Below are 23,957 nucleotides of genomic sequence, written 5' to 3'. Positions count from 1 at the left end.
GTACGTAATTACGTTCAACCGGTGGCGGTTCAACCGGTGGCGGCACGAAGAAGCCCCCGCCCGGCGGACCGGGCGGGGACTCGTCGGCGCGTGTGCCGCTTACGCGAGCAGCGCCGGGATCGTCGCCTCGTGGGCGCCGCGCAGCTCGTCCAGGGTGACGGTGAACTCGCCCTGGACCTCAACCGCGTCCCCGTCCACCACTCCGATGCGGGTGGCGGGCAGGCCGCGCGCACCGCACATGTCGTTGAAGCGGACCTCCTCCGAGCGCGGCACCGCGACAATCGCGCGGCCGGCCGACTCGGAGAACAGGAAGGTGAAGGCGTCGAGCCCGTCGGGGACGATCAGCCGCGCACCCTTGCCGCCGAGCAGCGCCGACTCCACCACCGCCTGGACCAGACCGCCGTCGGACAGGTCGTGCGCGGAGTCGATCATGCCGTCGCGGGAGGCGGAGACCAGGATCTCGGCCAGCAGCCGCTCGCGCTCCAGGTCGACCTTGGGCGGCAGGCCGCCGAGGTGGTCGTGGACCACCTGGGACCAGGCCGAGCCGCCGAACTCCTCACGCGTGTCGCCGAGGAGGTACAGCAGCTGGCCCTCCTCCCGGAAGGCGGCCGGCGTCCGGCGGGCGACGTCGTCGATGACGCCCAGGACCGCCACGACCGGCGTCGGGTGGATGGCCGCTTCCCCCGTCTGGTTGTAGAGCGAGACGTTGCCGCCCGTGACCGGGGTGCCGAGCTGCTGACAGGCGTCGGCGAGCCCGCGCACGGCCTCGGCGAACTGCCACATCACCGCCGGGTCCTCCGGCGAGCCGAAGTTCAGGCAGTCGGAGACGGCGAGCGGCTTGGCGCCGGTCGTCGCCACGTTGCGGTACGCCTCCGCGAGGGCCAGCTGCGCGCCCGTGTACGGGTCGAGCTTGGCGTACCGGCCGTTGCCGTCGGTGGCGATCGCCACGCCGAGGCCGGTCTCCTCGTCGATGCGGATCATGCCGGAGTCCTCCGGCATCGCCAGCACGGTGTTGCCCTGCACGAAGTGGTCGTACTGCTGGGTGATCCACTGCTTGGAGGCCTGGTTGGGCGAGCCGACCAGCTTCAGGACCTGGTCCTTGAGCTGCTCGCCGGTCTCCGGGCGGGGCAGCTTGTTCGCGTCGTCGGCCTGGAGGGCGTCCTGCCAGCCGGGGCGGGCGTACGGGCGCTCGTACGTCGGGCCCTCGTGGGCCACCGTGCGCGGATCGACGTCGACGATCTTGCCGCCGTGCCAGTAGATCTCCAGGCGGTCGCCGTCAGTCACCTCACCGATGACGGTGGCGATGACGTCCCACTTGTCGCAGATCTCCAGGAAGCGGTCGACCTTGTCCGGCTCGACGACCGCGCACATGCGCTCCTGCGACTCGCTCATGAGGATCTCCTCGGGCGAGAGCGTGGAGTCGCGCAGCGGGACGTCGTCCAGGGTGACGCGCATGCCGCCGGAGCCGTTCGAGGCCAGCTCGCTGGTCGCGCAGGACAGGCCCGCCGCGCCCAGGTCCTGGATGCCGACGACCAGCTTCTCCTTGAAGGCCTCCAGGGTGCACTCGATGAGGAGCTTCTCCTGGAAGGGGTCGCCGACCTGGACGGCGGGGCGCTTGGACGGCTTGGCGTCGTCGAAGGTCTCGGAGGCCAGGATCGAGGCGCCGCCGATGCCGTCGCCGCCGGTCCGGGCGCCGTACAGGATGACCTTGTTGCCGGCGCCGGAGGCCTTGGCGAGGTGGATGTCCTCGTGCCGCATCACACCGATGCAGCCGGCGTTGACCAGCGGGTTGCCCTGGTAGCAGGCGTCGAAGACGACCTCGCCGCCGATGTTGGGCAGGCCCAGGCAGTTGCCGTAGCCGCCGATGCCGGCGACGACGCCCGGCAGGACGCGCTTGGTGTCGGGGTGGTCGGCCGCGCCGAAGCGCAGCGGGTCCACGACCGCGACCGGGCGGGCGCCCATCGCGATGATGTCGCGGACGATGCCGCCGACGCCCGTGGCCGCGCCCTGGTAGGGCTCGACATAGGACGGGTGGTTGTGCGACTCGACCTTGAAGGTGACCGCGTAGCCCTGGCCGACGTCGACCACACCGGCGTTCTCGCCGATGCCGACGAGCAGGGCGTCGCTCTCGGGGGCCTTCTCGCCGAACTGGCGGAGGTGGACCTTGGAGGACTTGTACGAGCAGTGCTCGGACCACATCACCGAGTACATGGCCAGCTCCGCGCCGGTGGGGCGGCGGCCCAGGATCTCGACGATCCGCTCGTACTCGTCCTTCTTCAGGCCCAGTTCGGCCCAGGGCAGCTCGACGTCGGGGGTCGCGGCCGCGTGCTCGACCGTGTCCAGACGGGAAGGAGCGGCCCGGAGGGCCTCGTTGTCGGGCGGCGGTGGGAGACGGGTGGGCGTGCGGCTCATGCGTTGACCAGCTTCTTGAGGATCGAGGTGAAGAACGGCAGGCCGTCGGTACGGCCCGTACCGATCAGCGGCTCGACGGCGTGCTCGGGGTGCGGCATCAGACCGACGACGTTGCCCGCCTCGTTGGTGATGCCGGCGATGTCGTTGAGCGAACCGTTGGGGTTGAAGTCCAGGTAGCGGAAGGCGACGCGGCCCTCGGCCTCCAGCTTGTCCAGCGTGTACCGGTCGGCGACGTAGCGGCCGTCCATGTTCTTCAGCGGGATGTGGATCTCCTGGCCGGCCGAGTAGTCGGCGGTCCAGGCGGTGTCCGCGTTCTCCACCCGCAGCTTCTGGTCCCGGCAGATGAAGTGCAGGTGGTCGTTGCCGAGCATGCCGCCGGGCAGCAGGTGGGCCTCGGTGAGGATCTGGAAGCCGTTGCAGATGCCGAGGACCGGCAGACCGGCCTTCGCCTGCTCGATGACGGTGTCCATCACCGGCGAGAAGCGGGCGATGGCCCCGGCGCGCAGATAGTCGCCGTAGGAGAAACCGCCGCACAGCACCACGGCGTCGACCTGCTTGAGGTCCTTGTCCTTGTGCCAGAGCGCCACGGGTTCGGCACCGGCGACGCGGATCGCGCGCTGTGTGTCCCGGTCGTCGAGGCTGCCCGGGAAAGTGACGACGCCAATACGAGCGGTCACTTCACGGCCTCCGTGACTTCCGCCGCTTCCTCGACCCGGACGGTGAAGTCCTCGATCACGGTGTTGGCGAGGAAGGATTCCGCAAGATCGTGGATGCGGGCGAGGGCGGCCTCGTCGACCGGCCCGTCAACTTCCAGTTCGAAACGCTTTCCCTGGCGGACGTCCGAGATCCCCTCGAAACCGAGCCGCGGCAGTGCGCGCTGCACCGCCTGGCCCTGGGGGTCGAGGATCTCCGGCTTGAGCATGACGTCGACTACGACGCGTGCCACTGGCACTCCCGGTGTGTGGTGCTGAGCAGGTTCCTTCAGACTACCCGCACAAAAATTCTACGCGGGTAGTGTTGTAGGAAAGTACGTGACCCCTGTCACGATTCAGCATCGGCGGAGGCCTGGGCGAAAAGGTTCGGGAAAGATCCTCCATCGCACCGGTACGGCTATTGCGCGGCGGACACGCGGAGAGATTTAGTCGGGCTTCCCATTGCAATGCCGAGCACTGTACAAATGAAATGCCAATAGCCGATACTTTGCCCAATAACAGGCGAACAGTCGGCATCTTCGCGGCGTCCTGGCACGTCATCGCGGAGTTGCCGCACGAAGGGACCGATATTCGTGGCGCAGCGTGTCGTGGTCACTCTCTTTGACGACATCGACGGCTCGGAAGCGGCGGAGACGATCGCCTTCGGACTCGACGGCAAGATGTACGAGATCGACCTGAACGAAGCCAATGCCAGGAAACTCCGCGAGGCGCTGGAGCCCTACGTGGAGGCCGGCCGCAAGCGGTCGAGGTCCGGCAAGGCCTACCGGCAGACGCACATCGCCCCCGACCCGGCCGCGGTCCGCGCCTGGGCACAGGCGAACCGGATGGAGGTGCCGGCGCGGGGGCGCATCCCCAAGAAGGTCTACGAGGCGTTCGCCGCCGCGCAGTGACCGACGGCCGCTCAGCAGCCCCGCGCGGCAACCGACTTGCGTGACACCCCCGGTGATCAGCTAAAGTCTGGAGCACGCCGCGGAGCGAGGCCGAAAAGCCCAGCTCACGGGCTTGCGGGTGTAGTTCAGTAGTAGAACATCCCCCTTCCAGGGGGAAGGCGCAGTGTGCAATTCCTGTCACCCGCTCTGCATCGCCGTCCGGACCACTCCTGTGGATCAGGTAGGCTGGTGCCCGCACCGATCGGTGAGAGCCGGTCGGGGGCAATGCGGACGTAGCTCAGTTGGTAGAGCGCAACCTTGCCAAGGTTGAGGTCGCGAGTTCGAGCCTCGTCGTCCGCTCGGGAATGAGACCCCGGTCCTGATGGACCGGGGTCTTTTCGTGTCCGCGCCCGAGCCTCTCCGCGCCCGCGTCCCTCCGTGCCCGCGTTCCTCCGCGCCCGAGCCTGACATTTGTCATACCGAGTGGTGACAGCGCGCACTGCAGCCGGGCCCGCCGTGCCGGGAGGCTCGGGGGCATGGAAGCGAACGGACACGAACACGTGATTGAGGTCACCGACCTGCGACGTGTGTACGGGGGCGAGTTCGAGGCCGTGCGCGGGGTCACCTTCTCCGTGCGCCGCGGGGAGGTCTTCGCGCTGCTCGGCACCAACGGCGCCGGCAAGACGTCCACCGTCGAACTGCTGGAGGGCCTCGCCGCCCCGGCCGGGGGACGGGTGCACGTCCTCGGACACGACCCGTACAGCGACCGGGCCTTCGTCCGCCCGCGCACCGGCGTGATGCTGCAGGAGGGCGGTTTCCCGTCCGAACTGACCGTCGCCGAGACGGCGCGGATGTGGGCGGGGTGTGTGACCGGGGCCCGCCCGCCGGCGGAGGTGCTGGCGCTGGTCGGGCTGGAGTCGAAGGCCGGCGTCCGGGTCAAGCAGCTCTCCGGCGGCCAGCGGCGCCGGCTGGACCTGGCACTCGCGCTGCTCGGCGACCCCGAGGTGCTCTTCCTGGACGAGCCCACCACCGGACTGGACGCCGAAGGGCGCCGCGGCACCTGGGAGTTGGTGAGCGCGCTGCGCGACGGCGGTACGACGGTGCTGCTGACCACGCACTACCTGGAGGAGGCCGAGCAACTCGCCGACCGGCTCGCGATCATGCACGACGGCCGTATCGCCGCCACCGGTACCCCGGCCGAGGTGACCGCCACCCAGCCGTCGCGGATCACCTTCGAACTGCCCGAGGGCTACTTCGTGGGCGATCTGCCGCCGCTCGCCGAACTGGGCGTGACCGGGCACGAGGCCGACGGCCGGACCGTCCGGCTGCGCACCCGTGAACTCCAGCGGGCGGCCACCGGGCTGCTGGTGTGGGCCGAGCGGGCCCGGGTGGAGCTGCGCCGCCTGGACGTGCGGTCGGCGTCCCTGGAGGAGGCGTTCCTGGGCATCGCGAAGGAGGCCTCCGGGGCGGAGGCCGCACAGACGACGAAGGAGTACGCGGCATGAGCGTCACCGACACCGAGGCGCCCGCGGCACGCGCCCCGAAGGCGGCGGCCACCACGCCGATGAGCCGGATGACGGCGCTCGCCCGCGCCGAACTGACGCTGCTCGGACGGAGCAGGGGCGCGCTCGTCGCCGGGCTGTTCGTGCCGCTGGTGATGCCGGTCAGCGTGCTGTCGGCGGCCGAGGAGATGGACCTGGCCGAGGCCGGACTGACCGTCGGCACCCTGGTCCTGCCCGCGGCGGTCGGCTTCTCCCTGCTGTTCGCCGTCTACTCGACCCTCGTCGGCGTCTTCGTCGTCCGGCGCGAGGAACTCGTCCTGAAGCGGCTGCGCACCGGCGAGCTGCGGGACGTCGAGATCCTGGCCGGCTCGGCGTTGCCGGCCGTCGCCACCGGGCTGCTGCAATGCCTGCTGCTGGCGGCCGGATGCGCCGCCCTGCTCGACCTGACCGCGCCGTCCGCGCCTCATCTGGCCGTCGTCGGCCTGCTGTTGGGGCTCGTGATGTGCGGCGCCCTCGCCGCGGCCACCTCGGGCTTCACGCGCACCGGCGAGAGCGCCCAGGTCACGCCCATGCCGCTGATGTTCGTCTCGATGATCGGCTCCGGCATGTTCGTCCCGCTGGAGCTGCTCCCGGACAAGGTGGCCTCCGTCTGCGAGCTGCTGCCGCTGACTCCCGTCGTCACCCTGGTGCGCGGCGGCTGGACCGGAGAGCTGTCGGCGTACGAGGCGCTGGGCGCCCTCGCGACGGCGGTGGCCTGGACCGCGATCGCCGTGTTTGCTGTACGGCGGTGGTTCCGCTGGGAACCGCGGCGCTGACGTACGAGGAGAGCGGGGCGGGCGGGCAGATGCGCAGGCCGGAGCGGTGGTGGCGGCGGAAGAGCACGCCGCAGAAGGTGGAGACGTACACGCGCTGGTCGTACCACTTCTTCGGAGTGACCGAGTTCGCCGCGAGCGGCTTGACCGCGTACGGCCAGGTGGACGTGGGTCTCGCGAGCGTGCTGGTCGCGCTGGTCGGGGTGCACGCCGCGTTGTGCATGGTGACCGCCTCGCGGGCGCTGGACTGGACCCGCGGCCGGCGGGCACAGCCCGTGCGGATGCTGTGGGTGCTCGGCACCGTCACCGCGGTCCTGGCCGTCGGCGCCGTCGCCTTCATGGAGCGCGGCCCGGCCGGCGAGGCGGTCGACGGCGCGGCCGGTGGGGTCTTCGGCGGCGTGCTGAGCTTCGGGGCCGGCGCCATGGCGCTGGGGGTGCGCTGCCGGCGGCGGGTGATCGCGCTGGTCGGCGGCTTCGCGGTGGGGGCCGGGTCGGTGTCCTTCGCGCTGGGCCGGCCCGGCCTCGCCGCGCTGGCCACGGCGGGCTTCGTCCTGATCGGGGCCGGATTCTTCGCCTTCGCCTCCGTCTTCTCCGTGTGGCTGCTCAATGCCGTCTACGAACTCGACGAGGCCCGCGAGAACCGGGCCCGGCTCGCGGTCGCCGAGGAGCGGCTGCGGTTCGGGCGGGACCTGCACGACGTCCTGGGCCGGAACCTGGCCGTGATCGCCCTCAAGAGCGAGCTGGCCGTACAGCTGACCCGGCGGGAGCGGCCCGAGGCGGTGGAGCAGATGATCGAGGTGCAGCGCATCGCGCAGGAGTCGCAGCGCGAGGTGCGGGACGTCGTACGGGGCTACCGGGAGGCCGACCTGGAGGCCGAGCTCGCGGGGGCGCACGGTGTGCTGACGGCCGCGGGGATCGACTGCGAGGTGACCGGTGGGACCGCCGGGCTGCCCGCCGAGGTGCAGTCCGCGCTCGGCTGGGTGGTGCGGGAGGCCACCACCAACGTGCTGCGGCACGGGGACGCGGAACGGTGCGCCGTGGCGGTGCGCACGGCGAAGGGGAGTGTGGTGCTGACGGTGGAGAACGACGGGCTGACCGGGGGCGGCGGAACCGCCGGACCGGGTGGATCGGGCCTGGCGGGCCTGCGCGAGCGGCTGTCCGCGGTGGGCGGGACCCTGGAGGCGGGCCGGACCGACGGGGGCCGGTTCCGGCTGGTGGCCGAGGTGCCGCTGACCGCCGGGGCCGTGCTGGAGGTCTCGTCGTGAGCGATGCGGTACGGGTGCTGCTCGCCGACGACGAGCACCTGATCCGTGGGGCGCTGGCCGCGCTGCTGGCGCTGGAGGACGACCTCGTCGTGGTCGCCGAGGCGGCCACCGGGCCGGAGGCGCTGGCGATGGCGCGGGCGCACCGGCCGGACGTGGCCGTCCTGGATCTGCAGATGCCCGGCGCGGACGGTGTGAAGGTCGCCACATCCCTGCGGGCCGAGCTGCCCGGCTGCCGGGTGCTGATCGTGACCGGGCACGGGCGGCCCGGGCACCTGAAGCGGGCGCTCGCGGCCGGGGTGCGCGGGTTCGTGCCGAAGACGGTCAGCGCCCAGCGGCTCGCGGAGATCATCCGCACGGTGCACGCCGGAAACCGGTACGTCGACCCCGAGTTGGCCGCCGACGCGATCTCCGCCGGGGACTCGCCGCTGACCGCGCGGGAGGCGGAGGTACTGGAGCTGGCCGCCGACGGCGCTCCGGTCGCGGAGATCGCCGAGCGGGCGGCGCTCGCGGAGGGCACGGTGCGGAACTACCTGTCGTCGGCGGTGACCAAGCTCGGGGCGGAGAACCGTCATGCGGCGGTGCGTCTCGCGCGGGAGCGCGGTTGGGTATAGTTGCTCTCGCGCCACGGCGCAACGCGGACGTAGCTCAGTTGGTAGAGCGCAACCTTGCCAAGGTTGAGGTCGCGAGTTCGAGCCTCGTCGTCCGCTCAGGATCAAAGGCCCCGGTCATCGACCGGGGCCTTTGCCGTCTGCCGCCCGTCAGCTCCAGCCGGTGCCCGTCAGGCGCTCGTAGGCCTCGACGTACTTGGCGCGGGTGGCGTCCACCACGTGCTGCGGCAGCGGGGGCGGGGGCTGCTCGCTCCTGCGGTCCCAGCCGGACTCCGCCGAGGTCAGCCAGTCACGGACGTACTGCTTGTCGTACGAGGGCTGGGCGCGGCCCGGCTGCCACTGGTCGGCCGGCCAGAAGCGGGAGGAGTCCGAGGTGAGCACCTCGTCGGCGAGGACGAGGTGCGCGTCGCCCTCGCCCTCGAAGCCGAACTCGAACTTCGTGTCGGCCAGGATGATCCCCCGGTCGCGGGCGACGTCCCGGGCGCGGGAGTAGACGGCGAGGGTCGCCTGGCGCAGCCGGGCCGCGGTGTCGGCGCCGACCCGGCGGGCGACCTCCTCGTAGGAGACGTTCTCGTCGTGCTCGCCGACCTCGGCCTTGGTGGCGGGGGTGAAGATCGGGGCGGGCAGCTCCGAACCGTCGACCAGGCCCTCCGGGAGGGCGAGGCCGCAGACCGTGCGGGACTCTTCGTACTCGGCCAGGCCCGAGCCGGTGAGGTAGCCGCGGGCCACGCACTCCACCGGGATCATCCGCAGCGACTTGCAGACCAGGGTGCGGCCCTGCCAGTCGGCGGGGGCGCCGGCGGGCAGCTCGGTGCTCAGCACGTGGTTCGGGACCAGGTCGGCGAGCTGCTCGAACCACCACAGGGACAGCTGGGTGAGGACGCGGCCCTTGTCGGGGATCTCGGTCGGCAGCACCCAGTCGTAGGCGGACATGCGATCGCTGGCGACCATCACGAGGTCGCCCGCATCGTTCTGGTACAGGTCGCGCACCTTGCCGGTGTGCAGATGCACCAGGCCCGGAACCTGGATCGGCTCGGGCTTTTCGACGAATCCGGACACGGTTCCTCCCCGTGGTTATGTCCAAGTGGGTCGATTGTCCCGTACGACCGGACGATCACGGACAGCGGGTCAGTCGCGTTTGCAGATGCGGTCCAGGAGATTGGCCGTGGCGCGCTGGATACGGGCGTCGACGTGGCCGGGACGGTCCAGGGCCGGGGACCAGGCGAACGTTCCGGACGCGAAGACCCAGGCGCCCGACGGTGCCCGGTACAGGGACGTCTCCTGGTGGCGCCGGGCGCCGTCCGCGTCGGTGTACGGGGAGTGGGCGAGCAGGATCCGTTCGTCGTGCTCGGGCAGCGGGGTGCGCGGGAAGTATCGGTCGGCCTCGCCGGCCACCAGGTCCGCCAGCTCATCGCCCTCGTGCGCGCCGGTCGCCTCCCACAGCCAGTGCCCGGCGTTGCGGACGATCATCGGGTGCGGCTCGGGGACGCGGCCCGCGTACTGGATGCCGAGCAGTTGCTGCTCGGCGCGGTCGATCTCCCGCCACAGCACCGGTTTGCCCGGCCCCTTGCGCTTGCGGCAGGTCAGCAGGCGGTCGGGGACACCGGACGGGGAGGGGGACAGCTCCACCTGCCAGTACATGGTGTTGGCGGAGAGGAAGACCAGGGACGTGCCGTGCTCGCGGGCGAGTTCGGTGGTGCGGCGCATGGCGGCGGACCAGTACTCGTCGTGGCCCGGGAAGATCAGGCCCCGGTAGCGGGCGGGGTCCACCCGGCCGGCGTGCAGGTCGCGGGCGTCGGCGTAGGCCAGGTCGTAGCCGTAGCGCTCGGCGAAGCGGATGACGTCGTAGGCGTGGCCGACGTGCAGCGGCAGCCCGGCGCCCGCGTACGGGCGGTCGAAGGAGACGGTGGTGGCGGCGTCGGCCTCGCCGAGCAGACGGCCGTCCTCGCCCCAGGCGTGGTACAGGCTGGCGCCGGTGCGGCCGTCCTCCGGGTAGAGGTTGTACGCCTGCCAGGTGACGTCCGGCAGCACGAGCAGCAGGTCGGCCGGGCGGTCGTCGCGGACCGTGAAGGGCACGTGGGAGCGGTAGCCGTCGGCGGTGGTGAGGACGGCGACGTACGCGCCGACGTTCCAGTACGAGGGGATCTGCAGCCGCCAGGACAGCCACCAGTGGTGGCAGGAGACCGTGCGGTCGGCGGTGAGCGGCGGGGGCTGGACGATGCCGGAGAGCCGGGGGCTGGTGGTGATCTTGGCGGCCCCGTCACCGCCGTAGTGGCCGATCCGGTAGACGTCGACGCTGAACTCCTGGGGCGGGTCGACGGTGACGTGGAAGTCGATCGCCTCGCCGGGAGCGGCGGCGCCCGTGGAGGTGAAGCCCTTGATCTGCAGGCGGACGTCGTCCGCGGCGCGGGGACCGCCGTCGGATCGGCGGCGGGGCGCCCCGGGCCTGCGGGAGGCGGCGCCGGTGCGGCCGGGCGCGGGCGTGGCGCCCGCGTACGAGGCCCGGGGCGGGACCGTGTCGGGGCCGTCCGCGTCCGGGTCGGGGTGGTCCGGGTCCACGTACCAGGGGACGACCTGGCCGCCGTCGCCGAAGTACGTCTCCCCGCCACGCAGCCAGGGCACGGGTCCCTGGCCGAAGGGGTCCGTCACGGCGTGCGCGAGTGCTCCCGACTCCCAGCGGCGGACCTGCTCGGACCCCATGGGTCATTCCCCTCCCTCATGCCCCCGTGGTCGTGCGTATGACGTACGCGATTGCCATGTGCGCGATCGGTCCCAGCACATCACATTTCGCACGCGTGCGGTCACTGCTCGTCGTGAACTGGCCGAAAGTGGAACTCGTGGGTCCGGAACGGTGGTTCGGTCCTGCGGAGGGGGCGGTGGGGGGTCAGGTGGATCGGGTCCGGGGGTGGCGGGGCGGGGCCGCCGGGTGTGGTGGGGGTGGCGGTGTGGTGGGGGTGCCTGGTGCGGCGAGGGTGCCTGGTGGTGGGGGCTGCCCGTCAGACCAGCCGTACCGGCTTTTCCGGTCGTATCCCCTGTTCGGCCAGCCATGCGCGCAGTGGGCCCGCGTCACCCGTCTCGACGAGGCTGAGGACCCGGGGGGCCAGGTCGGCCGCGCGCTCACCGCCGATCAGGAGGGAGGGGCCGTCGAGCCAGTCCAGGCAGGGGGTCGCGCCGGCGGTGTCCATCGCGGCGCAGCACACCATCGCGGTGATGTGGTCGGCGAGCAGCTCACGGCCGCTGCGCGGGGGCTGCGGGGGGAAGAGCGGGAGCGCGCGGTCGTCCCAGAGGGCGGGGTCGGGGCCGGGCGGGACGGGCGGCGCGGGCGGTGCCGCCGAGGCCGTCGCGCCGCCGGGGCCGGTGCCGGAGGAGGCCGGTCCGCCGGCGCCCGCCTCCTCGCGGGCGAGCTCGGCGCTGAGGCCGGCGGCGAGGGCGGCGCCACGGGGAGTGGTGTCCAGGCCGTCCTCGTCGAGTTCGTCCTCGGCGCCGAGGGTGCCTTCGGGGAGGGCGGTCTCGGCGGAGACATCCTCGGCGGAGGTGTTCTCGGGGAGGGCGTTCTCGGCGGAGGCGCTCTCGGTGAGGGCGTTGTCGGTGAGGGCGTCCGGGCGGGCTGTGTGGGCGTGGGCCGGGTCGGGTCGCCGGCCGGTCTCGTCGGCCTCGCGGTCTTCGGCGGTGGGCGCGGGCCCGTCGTGGTGGGAACCGTGGTCGTCGTGCGCGGTGGGACCGCCGGTGGTCCGGACGGGGGGCGGCGCGGTCGGGTCGGCGAGGTGGTCGAGGACGCGGGCCAGGGTGGGGGCCTCGGCTCCCGGGCCGTCGGCTCCGGCGGCGGAGTCGGAGAAGTGGGCCGGGGCGGAGAAGCGGTCGGTGGTGGAGAAGTGGGCCGGGGCGGAGAAGCGGTCGGTGGTGGAGAAGCTGTCCGGGGCGGAGACGTCGGCGGCGCCGGCGCCCGGCACGGTGTGGGCGGCGGTGCGGCGGACGCCCATCGCGTCCAGGACGCGGTGCAGCCGGGCGGCGTCGGTGCGCCAGGTGCGGTCGACGACCTCCTCGGGGTACTCGTGCCACTCCACCGGCGCCCAGTCCGGACCGGACTCCGCGGGCCCTCCGTGGAAGAGGCGGGCGGCGAGGAGGGAAGCCGCCTCGTCCACCGCGCCGGGCTCCTCCAGCAGGTCGCAGGCGGGGCGCTCGCCCAGGCGGGAGGTGAAGCCCTCGGCCAGCCGGTCGCGCCGGGACAGCTCGGTGAGCGCGGCGACCACGCCCGCGTCCAGCCGGGACGGCCAGCGCCCCATCCGCCAGGCGGGCAGCGCCACCCGGGTCAGCAGACGGTCCCAGCCCGCGTACGCCAGGCCCACCTGTTCCTGGGCGACGATCCGCAGTCCGTAGTCCACCGCCTGGGCACGCTCGGCGGCGGCGGCCGCGACGCCGCGCTCCATCTCGGCGGCGTGCACCCGGCAGCTGTGCAGCAGGAGCCTGACCACCCGGCCGACGCCCGCGGACACCGCGCGGGACAGCGGGCGGCGGGACCCGGCGGAGGCCACCGCCACGGCGGCGTCCAGGCCCCGGACGAAGCGCCGGGCCGCGGCTATGTCGGGGTGCGCCGACGGTCCCGTACCGGCCACGACCGGGGCGAGGACCGCGCGCAGTTCGCCGACGCGCATCCACCACAGGAAGGGTGAGCCGATGACCAGGACGGGCGCGGCGGCCGAACGGCGGTGCGCGGGGCCGTCCAGGCCCGCGAGGTCCGCGGGCTCCTCCGGCGGAGGGCCGTGGGCCGGGTGGGTGCGGTCCTCCAGCCAGCTGTCGCAGTCGGGGGTGAGCGCTATCGCGGACGGCGCGGGGACGTCGAGCCGGTCGGCCAGGTCGCGGACCATCCGGTACAGGTCCGGGGCCGAGTCCTCGGCGATCGGGACCGTCGGGCTGACGGCGGGACGGGCCCGGGCGACGACCAGGGCGATGCCGGCGGTGGCCAGCAGCACGAGGAACGCGAGCACGCCGACGGCCCAGCGGGCCGCGTCCCAGCCGGCGCCCGTCAGATGGCCGGTGGACCCGCCCGCGAGCAGGATCACGGCGGCTGCGGCCGGCAGCAGGGCGACGGCCAGGGCCCGGCTGCGGATGCGCAGCACGGCAAGGGCCCGGGACCGCGCGGCCTGCGCGCCCCGCTCCTCCACTCCCGTACCGGTCATGACCGAACCTCGCCCCCTCCCTCTCTGTCCTGTCGCTGCCTGGTGGTGCTCACTTCCCCACTGTGGCACCCGCCACTGACATCGCAATGCCGGTGGGCCAAGTGCCGGAACGCTTGCGCCGCACCCTAGTTGGGGGCTCGGTGCCCGTCAGCCGTATGGGGGCATCGGTCACTCGATGGAATGGCTTTGGGGAAAGGTGGATGACGGACAGCGATGATCAGGCCTCGGTTCCGGAGACGACCAGGCCCCGGTTCCGGAGACGGAACCGGGGCCTGGAAGGTTCGCCGGGTGAGCGGAAGGGGGCGCTACGCGCCGGCGGCCGCCTTCGCCGCGATGTCCGTACGGTGCTGGGAGCCGTCGAGGCCGATGCGGGCGACGGCCCGGTACGCGCGGTCGCGGGCCTCGGTGAGGTTCTCGCCGGTGGCGGTGACGGACAGGACGCGACCGCCCGCGCTGACCACGGCGTCGCCCTCGCGCCGGGTGCCGGCGTGCAGGACGTAGGCGTGCGGGGCGTCCTGCGCCGCCACCTCGTCGAGGCCGGTGATCGGGTCGCCGGTGCGCGGGGTGCCGGGGTAGTTGTGCGAGGCGACGACCACGGTGACCGCCGCTTCGTCGCTCCAGCGCAGGGGCTCCAGGTCGGCGAGGTTGCCGGTGGCGGCGGCCATGAGGAGACCGGCCAGCGGGGTCTGCAGCCGGGCGAGCACCACCTGGGTCTCGGGGTCGCCGAAGCGGGCGTTGAACTCGATCACGCGGACACCGCGCGAGGTGATCGCGAGACCGGCGTAGAGCAGGCCCGAGAACGGGGTGCCGCGGCGGCGCATCTCGTCGACGGTCGGCTGCAGGACGGTCTGCACGACCTCGTCGACGAGCTTCGGGTCGGCCCAGGGCAGCGGGGAGTACGCCCCCATGCCGCCGGTGTTGGGTCCCTCGTCGCCGTCGAGCGCGCGCTTGAAGTCCTGGGCGGGCTGGAGGGGGCGGACGTTGTCGCCGTCGGTGATGGCGAAGAGGGAGACCTCGGGGCCGTCGAGGTACTCCTCGATGACTACCCGCTCACAAGCCGCCGCGTGTGCCTTGGCGGCGTCGCGGTCGGAGGTGACGACGACGCCCTTGCCGGCGGCCAGCCCGTCGTCCTTGACGACGTACGGGGCGCCGAACGCGTCGAGGGCCGCGTCGGCCTCCTCCGGCGTGGTGCAGACGTACGAGCGCGCGGTGGGGACGCCGGCCGCGGCCATGACGTCCTTCGCGAAGGCCTTGGAGCCCTCCAGCTGCGCGGCCTCCCCGGACGGGCCGAAGACCGGGATGCCCGCCGCACGGACGGCGTCGGCCACGCCCGCGACGAGCGGCGCCTCCGGTCCGACGACGACCAGCTCGGCGCCGAGCTCGGTGGCCAGCGCGGTCACGGCGGCACCGTCGAGGGCGTCGACCTGGTGCAGCTCGGCGACGTCGGCGATGCCGGCGTTGCCGGGGGCGCAGTGCAGCGCGGTGACGTCGGAGTCGAGGGACAGGGAGCGGCACAGGGCGTGTTCGCGGGCGCCGCCGCCGATGACGAGGACCTTCACGGGGCCAGCCTAACGGGAGGACGGGGGCACGGTTTGTGCGGGCTTCCGAAGGGGTGAGAGTGGCGGGTTCGTACGTTTCTCCAGTGGCGGCCTGAGGACGGCGCACTGTCCGTGGCGGTCTGCGGATGACCGCCTGCCCGCGACGGCCCGTGGGTGGCGGCCTGCCGGGACGCATGCGGATGGCGTCCTGCCCGTGACGGCATCCGGGTGGCGGCCTGCCGGGACGCATGCGGGTGGCGGCCTGCCCGTGACGGTCTGCCCATGGCGGGCGGCCCGCCCGTGGCGCCGTGCCCTCGGTGCCCCTGCCCGCGGCGCCTCGCCCGGGCCGGACGGGCGCCGGGGCGCTACTCGTTGGCGATCTCCTCCACCACGGTCGCGCCCAGCTCGCGGACGAGGAGTTCCTGCCCGGAGAGGGCCGACTCGTCGAGGTCGGGGTCGTCGTCCTCGGGGATGTCGTCCTCGATGGAGACCGAGCGCCGCTCGGATGCCGAGGGCTGCGGGACGGAAGCCGGCGCCGGTGCGGGCGCGGAGGCCGGGGCGGGGGCCGCCGATGCCTGCGGCGCCGGGGACGGCGCGGAGGGCCTGGAGGAGCCGGCGGGGCCGGAGGCGGGGGAGGCCGGGGACGGCGCCGCGGGGCGCTGCCCGGGCGTGCCGCCGCCGTAACCGCCGGAGGGTCCTGCCGCCGGCGGGGCTGCCGAGCCGCCGGACGGATCGACGACCGCCTCGATCTTCCACTGGACGTTGAACTGCTCGGCCAGCGCCTGCCGCAGCACGTCCTCGCTGCCGCTGCTCAGGAAGTTGTCGCGGGCTCCGGCGTTGACGAAGCCGAGTTGCAGGGAGGTGCCGTCGAAGCCGGCCACCTGGGCGTTCTGGCTGAGCAGGATCCAGGTGAAGCGGCGGCGGTTCTTGACGGCCTCCAGGATGTTCGGCCAGAGCGTGCGGGGGTCGAGGCCACCGCTCGGGGGCATGGCAGCCGACCCGTGCGCCCCGCCCGACGCGGGGGCCGGGGCGGAGGCTGCGGGGGGTGCGGACTGGGCCGGGGATGCGGTGGCGGCAGAGGGCGTGGCGGGCGTCGGCGCCTGGCCGCCGCCCGCGGGTGCCGCCGTGGGCCAGCCGCCGGGCCGCCGGCCGCTGCCCGCGGAGGCGGCGGTGGGCCAGGCCCCGGGCGCGGACGGAGAAGCGGGCGGGGCCGACGTCGGGGTCGGAGTCGATGTCGGAGTCGGAGTCGGAGTCGAGGAGGCCGACGCGGGATCCGGACGGGAAGACGCGGGGGCGGAAGCCTGACCGCCTCCCCCGGCCGAAGGACCAAAAGCCTGGCCATCGGCCCCGGCACCCGGACCCGCAGACTGCCCCGAAGGCCGACCGGAGGGCTGACCGGAGGGCTGTCCCCCGGGTGCGCCCGCCGGGGCGGGCCCGGAGGCGCCGCCGCCCTCGCCCTCCCCGGTGACGGCTCCGGACGCCCGTACCGCCGCCCGGGCTGCCGCGGGACCGCCCCCGGGCGGCACCGGACCGCCGGCGACACCGCTGCCGGGGTGGGCGGCGGGGGCCGCTGGGGCCGCGTGGGCATCGGACCCGGCTGCGTATCCCATCGCGGGCGTGCCCGCGCCCGTGGCGAAGCTCACGCCGCGCTCGATGCGGTCCAGGCGGGCCATCACGGACCGCTCGTCGCCGTACGCGGCCGGCAGGAGAACGCGGGCGCAGATCAGCTCCAGCTGGAGCCGGGGCGAGGTGGCGCCGCGCATCTCGGTCAGCCCCTCGTTGACGAGGTCGGCGGCGCGGCTCAGCTCGGCGGCGCCGAAGGACCGCGCCTGGGCCTGCATGCGCTCGACGACGTCGGCCGGGTGGTCGAGGAGGCCCTTCTCCGCCGCATCGGGCACGGCGGCGAGGATCAGCAGGTCACGCAGCCGCTCCAGCAGGTCGGCCACGAATCGTCGGGGGTCGTTGCCCCCCTCGATCACCCGGTCCACGACCTCGAAGGCGGCGGCGCCGTCCCCGGAGGCGAAGGCCTCGACGACGGAGTCGAGCAGCGAACCGTCCGTGTAGCCGAGCAGGGCGGTGGCCATGGCGTAGGTCACACCGTCGTCCCCGGCGCCGGCCAGCAGCTGGTCCATGACGGACATGGAGTCACGCACGGACCCCGCGCCGGCCCGCACGACCAGCGGCAGCACCCCGTCCTCGACCGGGATCTGCTCCTTCTGGCACACCTCGGCGAGGTAGTCCCGCAGGGTGCCGGGCGGGACCAGGCGGAACGGATAGTGATGGGTACGCGACCGGATGGTCCCGATGACCTTCTCGGGCTCGGTGGTCGCGAAGATGAACTTCAGATGCTCGGGCGGCTCCTCGACCACCTTGAGCAGCGCGTTGAAGCCGGCCGACGTGACCATGTGGGCCTCGTCGATGATGTAGATCTTGTACCGGCTGCGGGCGGGCCCGAAGAACGCCTTCTCGCGCAGGTCACGGGCGTCGTCGACACCACCGTGCGAAGCGGCGTCGATCTCGATGACGTCGATCGAACCCGGCCCGTTGCGAGCGAGGTCCCGGCACGACTGGCACTCGCCGCACGGCGTGGGCGTGGGACCTTGCTCACAGTTCAGACAGCGGGCCAGGATCCGCGCGCTGGTCGTCTTGCCGCACCCGCGCGGACCGCTGAACAGGTACGCGTGATTGACCCGGTTGTTCCGCAGCGCCTGCTGCAGCGGGTCGGTGACATGCTCCTGCCCGATGACCTCGGCGAAGGACTCGGGGCGGTAGCGGCGGTACAGCGCGAGAGACGACACGCATACGAGGTTATAGGCGCGCACTGACAACCGACCGGGCCCCGGGAACGCGGCCGGTACGGGGAACACGTACGGGAGGGACACGGGTACGGAACGCAAACGCCCCCCACGCACCCGCCAGAGCCAACCTACCCTTGCTGCCTTCCGGCCCTGGGGGAGTTCAGTCAGATAGCGCCGCGTGAGGGGCTGCGCCCAGGTTACCTGATCCGGGGGGCCGGGAACGAGTTCGCGAGCACTCCCCGTCGTCATGTAGTGTTTCCGGCGGAGGATTCGCCTAGAGGCCTAGGGCGCACGCTTGGAAAGCGTGTTGGGGGCAACCCCTCACGAGTTCGAATCTCGTATCCTCCGCCAGTGCCTCACCGGGCACGATGTCGAAGGGCCCCACCGCTTGCGGTGGGGCCCTTCGGCGTTGTCCGTGTCAGAGGTGCAGTCGCCGGCAAACGCCGTGCCGGGTGGGACCGTGTCTCACCTCACTGACCCGTCAGCTCGGCGAGGCCGGGGTGGCCGGGAGGGGGCTGATACCCGGCTCGAAGTGGGCGCGGAGGTAGATGCGGGTGCGCTGGGGCGAGTACTCGTGTGCGTACAGGCGGACGCAGCGTCCGTCGGACGTGTCGTGGGCGCCGGGCGCGCCGTATGGGTCACCGGGGGCCGCGGAGGCGCCGCCCGTGCCGGGGCAGACGTAGCCGTAGCGCACACCGGCCCCGAACTCCTCCGGTTCCCGGAGGCCGAGGTGGGCGAAGTCGTGGGGGGTGGCATCGGCAGGCGCGGAGGTGGGCTCCAGCCACGCGCCGCTCGGGGGATGCCGCTTCAGGTAGGCCTCGGCCTCGGACCTGGTCAGCGTGAAGGTGAGGAGGCCGGTGTCGAAGCGGGAGGTGACCTCGTAGGCGGCCTGCGGGGACCGGGCCGTCGCCGGGACCCCGACACCCATCACCTCGCTCATCCACTGCGGAGTGATGCCGTCCGCCCACCTCGCGTCCGCCGCGTCCTCCGTCACGCGCCCCCCGGCGCCGTCCTGGCCGACGAGCAGCCGGCCGGCCGCGGCCACGGCGAGCACCAGGGCCGGCCCGCCGACGGCCAGCCCCGCGAGGAGTCCTCGGCGACGGCCACCGCGGCCGCCGGCGCCCGGAGGGGGCTCGGCGGCAGCCCCGTTCGCCTGCGTCTCGACGTCGTTCATCGGCCGTCCGCCCGTCCCGGCGTTCTGTGGGCAGTGCGGTTCTGCTGCTGTTCGCGGCCGGGGTTCAAGCGTCCGTCCCCGCTCTCTCCGGGACCCGGAAGGGGGTCGTCGTCGGGTTGTGAGGAGGCGAGAGCGTAGTACTTGATGCTGCTGCCCGCCGACATGCCGTCAAGGCATGCCGGAGACACCCCGAGGCGTGGCGCGCCGGGGTGGCCGCCACGTCGCCGCGGGCTTCAGGCTTCCGCACGCGGCTCCGGGGCCGGTCGGGGCAGGCGGCGGGCCAGGAGGGCCGGGAGCCACCAGGCGTGGCGGCCCAGGAGGTGCATGGCGGCCGGGACGACGAGGCAGCGGATCACCACCGCGTCCAGCAGGATCGCCGTCGCGAGGCCCAGGCCGAACTGCTGGAGCATGCGGCTCGGGCTCAGCACGAACGCGGCGAAGACGACGATCATGATGGCCGCGGCGGCCGTGATGACCCGGCCGGTGGCGGCCAGGCCCTCGCGGACGGCACGGGCGGGATCGCGGGTGCGTTCCCACTCCTCGTGGATGCGGGCGATCAGGAACACCTCGTAGTCCATGGACAGGCCGAAGACGATCGCGAAGACCATCACCGGGATGAACGCCTCGACCGGGCCGGGCTGCACCCCGAACCAGCCGTGCTGGAAGACCAGGGTGACCACCCCCAGCGCCGCGGAGATGGAGAGGAGGTTGAGGACCGCCGCCTTCACGGGGATCCAGAGCGAGCGGAAGACGAGGAGCAGCAGCAGCGCGGACAGGCCCACGACGATGGTGACGAAGAGCGGGATGCGGGCCGAGACCGAGTCGGCGAAGTCCTGGGCGGCTGCCGTGGGGCCGCCGATCAGGTACGTGGCTCCGGTGCGGTCGGACAGGGCGGGCAGCACGTCGTCGCGGAGGGTGTGGACCAGCTCGGCGGTCGGTTCGGACTGGGGGGCGGTGGCCGGGAAGGCGATCAGCGTCGACACCTCGCCGTCCCGGGAGGGGAAGGGCGGGGTCGTCGCCGCGATGCCGGGGGTGTCGGTGAGCGTCGTGCGCAGCGCCGTCGCCGCGTCGTCGCCGCCCTGGGTGACGACCACCAGGGGCCCGTTGAAGCCGGGGCCGAAGCCCTCGGCGAGCAGGTCGTAGGCCTGGCGGCTGGTGGACGTCGCCGGGTCGTTGCCCGCGTCGGCGAAGCCCAGGCGCATGTCGAGCGCCGGGCCGGACAGGGCCAACAGGGCGACGGCCGCCGCCAGCAGAGCGGGCAGCGGGCGGCGCTGCACCGCCGTGGCGAGGCGGCGCCAGCGGTGGCCCTCCACCGCGCCCTTCGCCTCCGACCTCGCGGCGCGCCTGCGCACCTGCCGCTCGATGCGGGCGCCGAACAGGGCCAGCAGGGCGGGCAGCAGGGTCAGGGAGGCGGCCATCGTGACCAGAACGGTCAGGGCCACCGCCAGTGCCACGCCCTGCAGGGCACCCAGGCCCAGGGCGACCAGGCCGAGCAGGGCGATGATGACCGTGCAGCCGGCGAAGAAGACGGTGCGGCCCGCGGCGTCCAGGGCGGTGCGGGTGGCCGCGGCGGGGTCCTTGCCGGCGAGGAGTTCGTGGCGGTAGCGGTAGAAGATCAGCAGGGCGTAGTCGACGCCCACGCCGAGGCCGACCAGCATCATGATCGGCGGGGTGAAGTCGGCGACCGTGAGGACGTGCGAGGCCAGCGCGATCAGGCCGATCGCGCCGCCGACCGCGAACAGCGCCGTCACCAGGGGCAGCGCGGCGGCCACCAGGGAACCGAAGAGGAGTACGAGGACGACCAGCGCCGCCAGCATGCCCGCGCCCTCGGCCGCGCCGCCGCCCTCCTCCTCGGCGCCGCGCACCGCCTCGCCGCCCAGCTCCACGGTCAGGCCGTCGCCCGCCGCGTCCTGCGCGGTGTCGCTGATCCGGGTGACGTCCTCCTTGGGGACCTCCTCCGCCTTGTCGTCCAGGACGACGGTCGCGTAGCCGATCGTGCCGTCCTCGGAGACGGCGGCGGCGTCGGCGTACGGGCTGTGGACCTCGGCGACGGCGGGCAGGTCGCGCACCCGGTCGAGCATCCTCTCGACGGCCGTGCGGTCGCCGGTCAGCCCGGCGTCGTCCTGGAGGACGATCCGCACGCTGTCCCCCGCCTGTGCCGCACCGTGCCGTTCGAGCAGGTCGGCGGCGGCCTGGGAGTCCGTGCCGGGGAGGCTGAAGTCGTTGCGGTAGGCGCTGCCCGCGCTCTGCGCGCCGGCGGTGACGACCGCGACCACGGCGAGCCAGAGGAGCAGCGCGGCCCAGCGGTGGCGCCGGGACCAGGAGGCGAGGCGGCCGAAGACGCCGGCCCGGGGTTCGGCGACGGCGGTGGCGTCGGCCGCCGGCTTGACGCTGTGTGTGTCCATGGGCGCAGCGTCCGGCGCCGGTGTGCCGCCGCGCGTCGGCCCCGGGTGGGCGACCGGCGTACTCCCCGGGTTGCGGGCCCCCGGCCCGTCGTACTCCGCCCGGCTACTCCCGCAGCCAGCCCGGGCTGACCATCCCCGACTCGTACGCCAGCACCACCAGTTGGGCGCGGTCACGGACGTCCAGCTTGGTCATGATGCGGCTGACGTGGGTCTTGGCGGTGGCGGGGCTCAGCACCAGGCGGGCGGCGATCTCGTCGTTGGTCAGGCCGGCGGCGACCAGGCGCATCACCTCCCGCTCCCGTTCGGTGAGGGCGTTCAGGCGCGGGCCGGGCTCGGGCGGGCGGACCCGGCCGGCGAACTCGGCGATGAGGCGGCGGGTGACGGAGGGGCTGATCAGGGCGTCGCCGCGGGCCGTGACCCGGACGGCGTGCACGAGTTCCTCGGGCTCGGTGTCCTTGACCAGGAACCCGCTGGCGCCGGCCCGCAGGGCGCCGTAGACGTAGTCGTCCAGGTCGAAGGTGGTCAGGATGACCACGCGTACGTCCGTCAGGCGCGGGTCGGCCGCGATGTCGCGGGCGGCCTGGAGGCCGTCGACGCCGGGCATGCGGATGTCCAGCAGGACGACGTCGGGACGGTGGGCGCGGCAGGCGGCCAGGGCCTGGCCGCCGTCGCCCGCCTCGCCGACCACCTCGATGTCGTCCTCGTCCTCGAGGATGGAACGGAAACCGGCGCGCACCAGTCTCTGGTCGTCCGCCAGGACGACTCTGATCCGTTCCGGTCCGGTCATGTCCAAGGAGGCTCTCCGTTCGGGTGCGGGGGGCCGGGGCGCGGGTGGTCCGGGTCCCGGAGGTGCGGGCACGGGAGGGTGGCGCGGACCGTGAAGCCGCCGTCCCCGGCCGGTCCGGCGGCCGGTCCGGCGGTCAGTTCGCCGCCCAGTGCCCGGGCCCGTTCGCGCATCCCGCTGATGCCGCTCCCGGCCGGGGTACCGGTGCGGGCGGGTCCCCGGCCGTTGTCGGTGACCTCGACGACGACCTGTCCCGGCCCCTGCTCGGTACGGACGGTGACCGCCGTGGCGTGCGCGTGCCGGGCGACGTTGGTCAGCGACTCCTGGACGATGCGGTACGCGGCCAGGTCCACCTCGGCGGGCAGCGGCCCGCGGCCGCCGTCGCGGAGCACCCGGACGTCGAGTCCCGCGAGCCGCGCCGAGTCCACCAGCTCACCGAGCCGGTCGAGGCCGGCGGCGGGCGCGGTGGGGGCCGCCTCGCCGACCTGCCGCAGCGCACCCAGCGTCGCCCGCAGCTCCCGCAGCGCCTCCTTGCTGGCGTCCTTGACGGCGCCGAGCGCGTCCTGTGCCCGCTCCGCACCGCCGGCCGGGTCCTTGCGCAGCCGGCGCAGGGCCGCCGCGGACTGGACGTTGATCAGGGAGAGGTGGTGGCCGACGACGTCGTGCAGCTCGCGGGCGATGCGCAGCCGCTCCTCGCTCACCGCGCGCTGTTCCGTCTCCCGCGCCAGGACCAGCCGGTTGTGCCGCACCCGGCCGAGCGCCACGACGCCCACCAGCCAGCCGGTCATCATGAACAGGGCGACGCCGTTGACGTCCTCGTTGCCCAGCAGCGTCCCGGTGCCGGTGAGCAGCAGGCCGAGCACGGCCAGGACGATCGCCGCCCGCAGCAGGCCCTGGGCGGCGACGATGTAGAGGGCCACCACGAACGCGACCATGAGCGGGCCGTCGTAGGCGCTGACCAGGTAGTACGCGATGGTGGCGGCCAGTACGAAGGTCGCGACCGGCACCGGGTGGCGGCGGCAGCCGTACAGGGCGGCGCAGGCGGCCACGAGCAGCGCCCAGCCGAGGGCGGTGTTCTGCCACGTCTCCTCCCGGCCGCCGAACAGCGACCGCAGACTGCCGACGGCGACCGGCAGCAGGACACCCCCGGCGAGGGCGGCGTCCGCCGCACGGCCGCGCGGCAGCCGCGGACGGGGGACCGCGCGGGAAACCATGCCGCCAGCGTAGGCAGACCGCCCCCGCCGTGCCGTCCTCCGAGCGGTGGACCGTACGGGGCCGGCCCCGCAACCCCCGGGGACCGGACGGCCGACGCCCCGCAACTGCGGGGGTAGCCGGAGGCCGGGCGCCGCAACCGGCGGGGTACGGCAGGTACCGGCCGGCGGCCGACGCCGCGGGGCGGGTCTGCCGCCGAGGCTGGCTCCATGAGCACCGATCCCGGAACCGACCCCCTTTCTCCGCCCGCCTGCTTCTCCGCCCGCCTGCGCCGGTTGAACCGGCCGATGGTGGCCCTGCTGATCACCGTCGCGCTGGTTCGGCCGCTGTTCTCCGTCACCGGCCTGACCGACGTCCTCGGCCGGCCGCTGACGCCGCTGCTCCTCACCCTGGTGACCACGCTGACCTGGATCCTCGCCGTCGGCCTGAGCCGGGTGCGGGAGCCGGTGCTGACGCCGGTCGCCGCCGGGCTGGGGTACGCGCTGGCCGTCCTGGTCCTCGGCGCGGTGCTGTCCCCCCTCCTGACGGGGCGGCTCCAGGGGCCGCTCGCGCAGCCGCAGGCCCTGCTCCCGCTCTTCCTGGTGAACGGGGTGTGGGGCGCGGTCTGCGGCGTGTGCGCGCTCGGCGTGCGCCGGTTGCGCGGGGGTGGGTGAGTCGGCCGGGGGCGGGGGGCCGCCTGTTCACGGAC

The 23,957-nt window shown here is 73.6% G+C and carries 18 protein-coding genes, 4 tRNA genes and 1 other RNA gene; 10 read left to right on the top strand and 13 right to left on the bottom strand.

What is annotated here, in order from left to right:
• Positions 1–99: 99 nt before the first annotated feature.
• The 3 genes from purL to purS are packed head-to-tail and all read right to left on the bottom strand — an operon-like array spanning position 100 to position 3,358.
• Complete coding sequence (gene purL, locus ACLGIH_RS17550) at positions 100–2,412, bottom strand: phosphoribosylformylglycinamidine synthase subunit PurL (protein WP_416526185.1); 2,313 nt, start codon at positions 2,410–2,412, stop codon at positions 100–102.
• Positions 2,409–3,089: a phosphoribosylformylglycinamidine synthase subunit PurQ gene (gene purQ / locus ACLGIH_RS17545; RefSeq protein ID WP_416526184.1), complete on the bottom strand. Its 681-nt coding sequence runs from the start codon at positions 3,087–3,089 to the stop codon at positions 2,409–2,411. Before purQ ends, purL begins: the two co-directional genes overlap by 4 nt.
• Entirely contained in the window at positions 3,086–3,358 is a 273-nt protein-coding gene (gene purS, locus ACLGIH_RS17540) for a phosphoribosylformylglycinamidine synthase subunit PurS (RefSeq protein WP_184818923.1), read from the bottom strand. The genes purQ and purS overlap by 4 nt, the downstream gene beginning before the upstream one ends.
• A gap of 339 nt (positions 3,359–3,697) precedes the next feature.
• On the opposite strand from purS, the gene ACLGIH_RS17535 reads away from it, so the two are divergent.
• The 8 genes from ACLGIH_RS17535 to ACLGIH_RS17500 all read left to right on the top strand — a co-directional run bounded on the left by ACLGIH_RS17535 (position 3,698) and on the right by ACLGIH_RS17500 (position 8,280).
• Positions 3,698–4,015, top strand: coding sequence for a histone-like nucleoid-structuring protein Lsr2 (locus ACLGIH_RS17535; RefSeq protein ID WP_416526183.1), 318 nt, complete (start codon positions 3,698–3,700; stop codon positions 4,013–4,015).
• 114 nt (positions 4,016–4,129) lie between these two features.
• Positions 4,130–4,201, top strand: a tRNA-Gly gene (locus tag ACLGIH_RS17530).
• A gap of 80 nt (positions 4,202–4,281) precedes the next feature.
• Positions 4,282–4,354, top strand: a tRNA-Gly gene (locus tag ACLGIH_RS17525).
• A gap of 176 nt (positions 4,355–4,530) precedes the next feature.
• A complete protein-coding gene (locus ACLGIH_RS17520; RefSeq protein ID WP_416526182.1) occupies positions 4,531–5,499 on the top strand; it encodes an ABC transporter ATP-binding protein in 969 nt (322 codons plus the stop codon).
• Positions 5,496–6,311 carry an ABC transporter permease gene (locus ACLGIH_RS17515; RefSeq protein ID WP_416526181.1) on the top strand — a complete coding sequence of 272 codons (816 nt, stop codon included), beginning with the start codon at positions 5,496–5,498 and terminating at the stop codon, positions 6,309–6,311. Before ACLGIH_RS17520 ends, ACLGIH_RS17515 begins: the two co-directional genes overlap by 4 nt.
• Positions 6,312–6,340: 29 nt before the next feature.
• On the top strand, positions 6,341–7,573 hold the full coding sequence (locus tag ACLGIH_RS17510) for a sensor histidine kinase (protein WP_416529408.1): 1,233 nt from the start codon (positions 6,341–6,343) through the stop codon (positions 7,571–7,573).
• Positions 7,570–8,184, top strand: coding sequence for a response regulator (locus ACLGIH_RS17505; protein WP_416526180.1), 615 nt, complete (start codon positions 7,570–7,572; stop codon positions 8,182–8,184). The genes ACLGIH_RS17510 and ACLGIH_RS17505 overlap by 4 nt, the downstream gene beginning before the upstream one ends.
• 23 nt (positions 8,185–8,207) lie before the next feature.
• Positions 8,208–8,280 (top strand) — tRNA-Gly (locus ACLGIH_RS17500).
• A gap of 51 nt (positions 8,281–8,331) precedes the next feature.
• On the opposite strand, the gene ACLGIH_RS17495 is transcribed toward ACLGIH_RS17500, so the two are convergent.
• From ACLGIH_RS17495 to ffs, 6 genes are all read right to left on the bottom strand, one after another.
• Positions 8,332–9,240, bottom strand: coding sequence for a phosphoribosylaminoimidazolesuccinocarboxamide synthase (locus tag ACLGIH_RS17495; RefSeq protein WP_416526179.1), 909 nt, complete (start codon positions 9,238–9,240; stop codon positions 8,332–8,334).
• A 69-nt stretch (positions 9,241–9,309) separates the two neighbouring features.
• Positions 9,310–10,881, bottom strand: a complete 1,572-nt coding sequence (locus ACLGIH_RS17490) for a N,N-dimethylformamidase beta subunit family domain-containing protein (RefSeq protein ID WP_416526178.1) — start codon at positions 10,879–10,881, stop codon at positions 9,310–9,312.
• A 296-nt stretch (positions 10,882–11,177) separates the two neighbouring features.
• The gene (locus ACLGIH_RS17485; protein WP_416526177.1) at positions 11,178–13,358 is read right to left on the bottom strand and encodes a hypothetical protein; all 2,181 of its coding nucleotides are present in this window, start codon (positions 13,356–13,358) and stop codon (positions 11,178–11,180) included.
• A 305-nt stretch (positions 13,359–13,663) separates the two neighbouring features.
• Complete coding sequence (gene purD / locus ACLGIH_RS17480; RefSeq protein WP_416526176.1) at positions 13,664–14,917, bottom strand: phosphoribosylamine--glycine ligase; 1,254 nt, start codon at positions 14,915–14,917, stop codon at positions 13,664–13,666.
• Positions 14,918–15,261: 344 nt separating this feature from the next.
• A complete protein-coding gene (locus ACLGIH_RS17475) occupies positions 15,262–17,694 on the bottom strand; it encodes a DNA polymerase III subunit gamma and tau (RefSeq protein WP_416526175.1) in 2,433 nt (810 codons plus the stop codon).
• Positions 17,695–17,786: 92 nt separating this feature from the next.
• Positions 17,787–17,885: signal recognition particle sRNA small type (gene ffs, locus ACLGIH_RS17470), an RNA gene on the bottom strand.
• A 72-nt stretch (positions 17,886–17,957) separates the two neighbouring features.
• On the opposite strand from ffs, the gene ACLGIH_RS17465 reads away from it, so the two are divergent.
• Positions 17,958–18,045, top strand: a tRNA-Ser gene (locus tag ACLGIH_RS17465).
• 130 nt (positions 18,046–18,175) lie between these two features.
• On the opposite strand, the gene ACLGIH_RS17460 is transcribed toward ACLGIH_RS17465, so the two are convergent.
• The 4 genes from ACLGIH_RS17460 to ACLGIH_RS17445 form a co-directional block, all read right to left on the bottom strand.
• Positions 18,176–18,868, bottom strand: coding sequence for a hypothetical protein (locus ACLGIH_RS17460; protein WP_416526174.1), 693 nt, complete (start codon positions 18,866–18,868; stop codon positions 18,176–18,178).
• 233 nt (positions 18,869–19,101) lie between these two features.
• On the bottom strand, positions 19,102–21,273 hold the full coding sequence (locus tag ACLGIH_RS17455; RefSeq protein ID WP_416526173.1) for an MMPL family transporter: 2,172 nt from the start codon (positions 21,271–21,273) through the stop codon (positions 19,102–19,104).
• A gap of 103 nt (positions 21,274–21,376) precedes the next feature.
• A complete protein-coding gene (locus ACLGIH_RS17450; protein WP_416526172.1) occupies positions 21,377–22,060 on the bottom strand; it encodes a response regulator in 684 nt (227 codons plus the stop codon).
• Positions 22,057–23,271 (bottom strand): sensor histidine kinase, encoded by a 1,215-nt coding sequence (locus tag ACLGIH_RS17445; protein ID WP_416526171.1) that lies wholly within the window; start codon positions 23,269–23,271, stop codon positions 22,057–22,059. The genes ACLGIH_RS17450 and ACLGIH_RS17445 overlap by 4 nt, the downstream gene beginning before the upstream one ends.
• 207 nt (positions 23,272–23,478) lie before the next feature.
• Between ACLGIH_RS17445 and ACLGIH_RS17440 the strand changes: the two genes are divergently transcribed.
• The gene (locus tag ACLGIH_RS17440) at positions 23,479–23,922 is read left to right on the top strand and encodes a hypothetical protein (protein WP_416526170.1); all 444 of its coding nucleotides are present in this window, start codon (positions 23,479–23,481) and stop codon (positions 23,920–23,922) included.
• Positions 23,923–23,957 lie beyond the last annotated feature (35 nt).

It is taken from the genome of Streptomyces hamibioticus (assembly GCF_047946815.1).
GTDB lineage: Bacteria > Actinomycetota > Actinomycetes > Streptomycetales > Streptomycetaceae > Streptomyces.
Note: the sequence above shows the minus strand (reverse complement) of the source record. Positions and strands in the feature narration are given on the sequence as shown.